Source organism: Pseudomonas citrullilanati (assembly GCF_030580855.1).
GTDB classification, from domain to species: Bacteria; Pseudomonadota; Gammaproteobacteria; order Pseudomonadales; family Pseudomonadaceae; genus Aquipseudomonas; species Aquipseudomonas citrulli.
This window is the reverse complement of the sequence record NZ_JAUQOP010000081.1, coordinates 1-5,847: the sequence shown is the minus strand read 5'-3', so window position 1 is coordinate 5,847 and position 5,847 is coordinate 1. Positions and strand designations below refer to the sequence as shown.

Sequence of the window (5,847 nt, the reverse complement as noted above, 5' to 3'; positions counted from 1 at the left end):
CGCACCTGGACCCCCCCCAACCCGGCCCGTTTTTGGGGGGGGGGTTTTAACCCCGGGGGGGGGGGGGCCCCCCCCCCCGGGGAAAAAACCCCCTCGCCACAATCATTGCGTCAATTCGCGCATCCGCTGTAGCACCGCATTCAACCCATTGCTGCGCGACGGCGACAGCTGCCGCGACAACCCCAGCTGATTGAACCAGTCTGGCAGATCAACCTGCCGCAACTCTTCAGCGGACAACCCATTGACCCGCGCCAGCAACAACGCCACCAATCCACGGATCAACCGTGCATCGCTGTTGGCGGAAAACTGCCAGTGCCCATCGTGCAAGCGTCCCACCAGCCACACCTGGCTCTCGCAGCCGTGCACGAGGTTGGCGTCGCACTTGTCGGTGTCGCCCAGCGGCGGCAGGCGGTCGCCCCATTGCATCAGCAGCCGCGCACGTTGTTCCCAACCGGAGGCGTCTTGAAAGGTGTGCAGCGCCAGGGCGGCATCGGCTGGCAGGTTCATCGCAACATCTCCAGGGCCTGGTCCAGGGCTTCGAAGAAGCGCTCGAGGTCGGCGGAGTCGTTGTACAGCGCCAGCGACACCCGGATCGCGCCCGAGAGGTGCAGGTGCCTGAACAGCGGCATGGCGCAGTGGTGCCCGGCGCGTACGGCGATGCCTTGCTCGGTCAGCAGGTGGGCCAGGTCGGCGTTGTGGATGCCGTCGACTACAAAACTGACCAAGGCCAGGCGCGGATTGCCCAGCAGGCGAATGCCGTTGCGCGCCTGCAAGCCGTGGAGCAGGTAGGCATGCAGCGCCGCTTCATGGTCGATGACCGCTTGCGTGTCGAGACCGGCCAGGTAATCCAGGGTTGCCCCCAACCCGATCACGCTGGCAATCGGCGGCGTGCCGGCTTCGAAGCCCAGCGGCGCCGGACGGAAGCTGGCGCTGTGGTAATCGGCCTGTTGCACCATTTCGCCACCGAACTGCCAATGGCGCAGGTTGCCAAGGGCTTCGGTACGGCCAAACAGAACGCCCAGGCCGTCGGGGCCATAGAGTTTGTGGCTGGAAAACACGTAGAAGTCGCAGCCTAGCGCCTCCACGTCATGGCGGCCATGGACCACGCCTTGGGCGCCGTCGACCACCGTCAGCGCGCCTTGGGCCTTGGCCAGCGCCAGCAGCGCCGACACCGGCTGCCAGGCCCCCAGCACATTGGACAACTGGCTCACCGCCAGCAAGCGCGTACGCGGGCCGATCAGTTCGGCGGCGGCGCCAGGATCGATCACGCCGTCGGCATCCAGTGGCAACACCACCAGGCTCAACGAACGGCGCTCGGCCAGTTGCTGCCAGGGCAGCAGGTTGGCGTGGTGTTCCAGGGCGCTGATGACAATTTCATCGCCCGGGTTGAATAAATGTTCCAGCCCGTAGGCCAGTAGATTCAACGCAGAGGTCGCACCGTGGGTGAAGACCACCTGCCCGCAGTTTCCGCCATTGAGCCATTGCGAGACCTTGCGGCGACTGTCTTCGAAGGCCTGGGTGGCATGGGCGCCCGGCCAATGTTGCGCACGGTGCACGTTGGCCGCGCCGTTGGCGTAGTAATGCGTCAGGGCGTCGAGCAAGGCTTGGGGTTTTTGCGTGGTGGCGGCGTTGTCCAGGTAGGTCTGGCCTTGCCGTTGCAGGGCGGCGATGGCCGGGAAGTCGGCACGCCAGGGGGATTGGATCAACATGCTTTCGGGCCCTGCTGGGTTACGCCGGACCCTGTGAGGGCGGGCTTTTTTGGTGGGAGCAAAGCTTGCTCGCGATGGCAGCGACACGGTTTACGGTGAGACCGCGTCATCGTTCACCGCGAGCAAGCTTTGCTCCCACAAAAAAGCTTGCTCCCACAGGTGAGGGTGTGAAGCGGCTTAGTTGTGGGCGTGCAGAGCTTCGTTCAGCTCGATGGCCGATTTATGGGTCTTGCACTCTACCGCGCCGGTTTCGGAGTTGCGGCGGAACAGCAGGTCGGGTTGGCCGGCCAGGTCGCGGGCCTTGACCACTTTGACCAGTTGGTTGTTCTCGTCCAGCAGGGCGACCTTGGTGCCGGCGGTCACGTACAGGCCCGACTCCACGGTGTTGCGATCGCCCAGCGGAATGCCGATGCCGGCGTTGGCGCCGATCAGGCAGCCTTCGCCCACCTTGATCACGATGTTGCCGCCGCCCGACAGGGTGCCCATGGTCGAGCAACCGCCGCCCAGGTCCGAGCCCTTGCCGACGAACACGCCTGCCGATACGCGGCCTTCGATCATGCCCGGGCCTTCGGTGCCGGCGTTGAAGTTGACGAAGCCTTCGTGCATCACGGTGGTGCCTTCGCCCACGTAGGCGCCCAGGCGCAGACGCGCGGCGTCGGCGATGCGCACGCCGGCCGGGACCACGTAGTCAGTCATTTTCGGGAACTTGTCCACCGAGAACACTTCCAGCAACTCGCCGCGCAGGCGGGCTTCGAGCTGGTGCTCGGCCAGTTCGGCCAGGTCGATTGCGCCCTGGCTGGTCCAGGCCACGTTCGGCAGCAGCGGGAAGATGCCGGCCAGGTTCAGGCCATGGGGCTTGACCAGGCGATGGGACAGCAGGTGCAGCTTGAGGTAGGCCTCAGGGGTGGAGCTCAACTGGGCATCTTCGGCCAGCAGGGTGGCGACCAGTGGCTTGTGGCTTTCGGCCAGGCGAGTCAGCAGCTTGGCTTGCGCGGCATCGACATTGCGCAGTGCTTCAGCCAACTGCGAAGCCTGGGCCGTGGTGAAAGTGATGGCCTGGTTGCCCTCGCTGTAGCCGAGAATCGGGGCGATGGCGGCAACGATCTCAGCCGATGGCTTGAGCAGCGGCTGGGCGTAGAACACCTCCAGCCAGGCGCCGTCACGGTTTTGGGTGCCGACGCCAAAGGCCAGGCTGAACAGGGAAGTGGACATGAAATTACCTCTACAAAATGGACTGGGCAGGTTACTTGAGCGCTGCCGCGTAAATATCTGGCTTGAAGCCAATCAGGGTTCGGTCACCGAGATCGAGCACGGGGCGCTTGATCATCGAGGGTTGGGCGAGCATCAGCTCGATGGCTTTCGACTGGTCGAGATCGGCTTTGCGTTCGTCGTCGAGCTTGCGAAAGGTCGTACCGGCCCGGTTCAACACCACTTGCCAGCCATGCTCGTTGCACCATTGGGCCAGGTGCTCACGGTCGATGCCGGCGCTCTTGTAGTCGTGGAAGTCGTAGCGCACAGCGTGTTCATCCAGCCAGGTGCGCGCCTTTTTCATCGTGTCACAGGCTTTGATGCCGAAAAGGTGCAACGTTTTGCTTGAATCGGTCAAGGAACTGCCCCCTTTGCAGGTGCTGGGAATAAAAGGTGACGGATTATGCCATGACCGGACGGTTTCGCGGCGGCCCGGATCGGCATGCGCCCAAACCGTGGGCGGGCCTGTGGGAGCAAAGCTTGCTCGCGATACTGGCGACACGGTTCAACTGCAAGACTGCGCCATCGTTCATCGCGAGCAAGCTTAACTCCCACAGGCTCATTCAACAGGGCGGGCTGCGACATAGGTGTAACGGCCAGGTTAATCCTAGGCGGTTAATATGGCACTTCAACGGCAAGCTGTTGCCGGATGTGTGTCGCTGTAAATGGAACCCCGCTATGCAAAGCGCTTATACCGTCCTGATCCTGCTGACACTGGTAGGCGTTTCCCGCCTCATCGGGCGGTTGATTCCCCTGCCGTTGCCACTGGTGCAGATTGGCGCGGGGGCCGTGTTGGCCTGGCCGTCCCTGGGCCTGCACGTGGCCCTCGATCCCGAGTTGTTCCTGTTCCTGTTCTTGCCCCCGCTGCTGTTCTCCGATGGCTGGCGGATGCCCAAGCGCGAGTTGTGGCGCTTGCGCGGGCCGATCCTGACGCTGGCGGTGGGGTTGGTGCTGTTCACGGTGGTGGGGGCTGGTTATTTCATTCACTGGCTGTTGCCCAGTATCCCGCTGCCGGTGGCCTTCGCCCTGGCCGCCGTGCTGTCGCCCACGGATGCCGTGGCGGTGTCGGCCATCGCCCGCGACCGCTTGCCCGCGCCGCTGATGCACATGCTCCAGGGCGAAGCCTTGATGAACGATGCGTCGGGCCTGGTGACGTTCAAGTTCGCCCTGGCGGCGGCCATCACGGGCGTCTTTTCCCTGGCCGGTGCGAGCCTGGCGTTCGTCCTGGTGGCGATCGGCGGCCTGTTGGTGGGCGTGGCCTTGAGCTGGCTGATGGGGCGCCTGCGCACCTGGATGATCGCCCGCGGCTGGGATGACCCGGCCACCCACGTGGTGTTCATGTTGCTGCTGCCCTTCGCCGCCTACGTGGTGGCTGAGCGACTGGGCGCCTCGGGGATCCTCTCGGCGGTGGCGGCCGGGATGATGCAGAGTTGGCTCGACCTGCTGCCGCGCCAGACCGGCACGCGGCTGCTCAACCGCAGTGTCTGGTCGCTGCTGGAATTTGCCTTCAACGGCCTGATCTTCCTGCTGCTGGGCCTGCAACTGCCCGACATCATCAAGGCCGTCACCCGCCTTGAGCCCAGCCTGTGGCCGACGCTGTTCTACCGCTGCCTGGACGTGGTGGCGATTTTCCTGGTGCTGCTGGTGCTGCGGTTCATCTGGGTACAGAGCATCTGGCGTGTGTCCGGGCTGTTGCGTCGCTGGCGCGGCAAGGGTGAATTGACGCTGGTGCCGACGGCGCGTTCCTGCTGGCTGTTGACGTTCGGTGGCGTCCGGGGGGCGGTGACCCTGGCGGGCGTGTTGTCGGTGCCGATGCTGTTGGGCGCCGGCGAAGCGTTCCCCGAGCGGGACTTGCTGATCTTCATCGCCGCCGGAGTCATCCTGTTGTCGTTGATTGCAGCCTGCATCGCCTTGCCGGTGTTGCTGCGAGGCATCGAGAAAAGCCCCGACGACCGACGCCGCAATGAAGTGCGCGATGCCTGGCGCAGGACCGCCGAAGCGGCGATCCATGCGCTGGAACTGGAAGACCCGGCCGACGCGACCGTTGCGCCGGACGCGGCCCAGGCGGCGATGGCGACGGAGGTCAAGGCACGGTTGATGTCCGAGTACCGCCATCAACTCGACATCTTCAACGACTCTGCCGAAGCCCAGGCGTTGGCGTTCGAAATGGACCTGTTGGAGCGGCGGTTGCGCTTGAAGGCTTATCGGGCGCAGCGTCTGGAATTGTATCGCCTGAGCCGTCATCACCAGATTGGCGATGATGTGTTGCGTGAGGTGCTGGGGGAGCTGGATTTGGCGGAGGCGAATTTGGGGTTGGGGAAGTAGCAGCCATGGCGCAAAGCTAAGTGTGGCGAGGGAGTGGTGGCCTGCCAGACGCACGCCAATGCGATGCTCAGCGACCTGGCGTTTGACCTGGACGGCTCGCGGCGGCATGTGGCATTGGGGGTGGTGCAGATGATCGAGCTGGGGGCGTTGCTGGCGAACAAGGCTTTGGATCGGGTAGAGCTTCGGACTTGATGCAATAAGTGTCGGCCTCATCGCGAGCAAGCTTTGCTCCCACAGGATCTGGTGTCGATCACAGGTTGTGTGGGCCACACAACTCCACGTGGGAGCAAAGCCTGCTCGCGATAAATCGAAAGGCAAAATACAAAAGTACCAGTGACGCACTGAACCTGTGGCGAGGGGATTTATCCCCGTTGGGCTGCAAAGCAGCCCCAAAGCAGGCAACTCAATTGTCCTGGCACACCGAGTTGCCGGCTTTTAGGGCTGCTTCACGCCCTGAGCTCTTCCGTCAACATACCTTTGTTGCTTGCGATGCCCTCGTCAAAGGCGAGTCGTGGCAGGTCAAGGCTTGTAGATAGACGCTTTCGTCGTATGGAGTTCTAGTCTT

5 protein-coding genes and 1 pseudogene are annotated in these 5,847 nt (G+C 63.7%); 2 read left to right on the top strand and 4 right to left on the bottom strand.

All coding sequences use genetic code 11. The features are described 5' to 3' along the window. Window positions 1-102: 102 nt before the first annotated feature. The 4 genes from Q6A48_RS25755 to Q6A48_RS25740 all read right to left on the bottom strand — a co-directional run bounded on the left by Q6A48_RS25755 (window position 103) and on the right by Q6A48_RS25740 (window position 3,315). Window positions 103-507: a SufE family protein gene (locus Q6A48_RS25755; protein ID WP_304557294.1), complete on the bottom strand. Its 405-nt coding sequence runs from the start codon at window positions 505-507 to the stop codon at window positions 103-105. Continuing rightward, on the bottom strand, window positions 504-1,709 hold the full coding sequence (locus Q6A48_RS25750; protein ID WP_304557293.1) for an aminotransferase class V-fold PLP-dependent enzyme: 1,206 nt from the start codon (window positions 1,707-1,709) through the stop codon (window positions 504-506). The genes Q6A48_RS25755 and Q6A48_RS25750 overlap by 4 nt, the downstream gene beginning before the upstream one ends. A 177-nt stretch (window positions 1,710-1,886) precedes the next feature. Next, the gene (gene dapD, locus Q6A48_RS25745; RefSeq protein WP_304557291.1) at window positions 1,887-2,921 is read right to left on the bottom strand and encodes a 2,3,4,5-tetrahydropyridine-2,6-dicarboxylate N-succinyltransferase; all 1,035 of its coding nucleotides are present in this window, start codon (window positions 2,919-2,921) and stop codon (window positions 1,887-1,889) included. Between the two features lie 31 nt (window positions 2,922-2,952). Further along, on the bottom strand, window positions 2,953-3,315 hold the full coding sequence (locus tag Q6A48_RS25740; RefSeq protein ID WP_304557290.1) for an ArsC family reductase: 363 nt from the start codon (window positions 3,313-3,315) through the stop codon (window positions 2,953-2,955). A 320-nt stretch (window positions 3,316-3,635) separates the two neighbouring features. On the opposite strand from Q6A48_RS25740, the gene Q6A48_RS25735 reads away from it, so the two are divergent. Together Q6A48_RS25735 and Q6A48_RS25730 are read left to right on the top strand one after the other, a co-directional pair. Then, entirely contained in the window at window positions 3,636-5,282 is a 1,647-nt protein-coding gene (locus Q6A48_RS25735) for a Na+/H+ antiporter (RefSeq protein WP_304557289.1), read from the top strand. 54 nt (window positions 5,283-5,336) lie between these two features. Further along, window positions 5,337-5,474, top strand: a pseudogene (locus Q6A48_RS25730) (DUF6124 family protein); the annotation flags it as partial. Window positions 5,475-5,847: the final 373 nt, after the last annotated feature.

What these genes read in the sequence shown, in the direction of transcription:
- Q6A48_RS25755 (WP_304557294.1), bottom strand. Translation starts at nt 507, where the DNA reads ATGAACCTGCCAGCCGATGCCGCCCTGGCGCTGCACACCTTTCAAGAC.
- Q6A48_RS25750 (WP_304557293.1), bottom strand. Translation starts at nt 1,709, where the DNA reads ATGTTGATCCAATCCCCCTGGCGTGCCGACTTCCCGGCCATCGCCGCC.
- dapD (WP_304557291.1), bottom strand. Translation starts at nt 2,921, where the DNA reads ATGTCCACTTCCCTGTTCAGCCTGGCCTTTGGCGTCGGCACCCAAAAC.
- Q6A48_RS25735 (WP_304557289.1), top strand. Translation starts at nt 3,636, where the DNA reads ATGCAAAGCGCTTATACCGTCCTGATCCTGCTGACACTGGTAGGCGTT.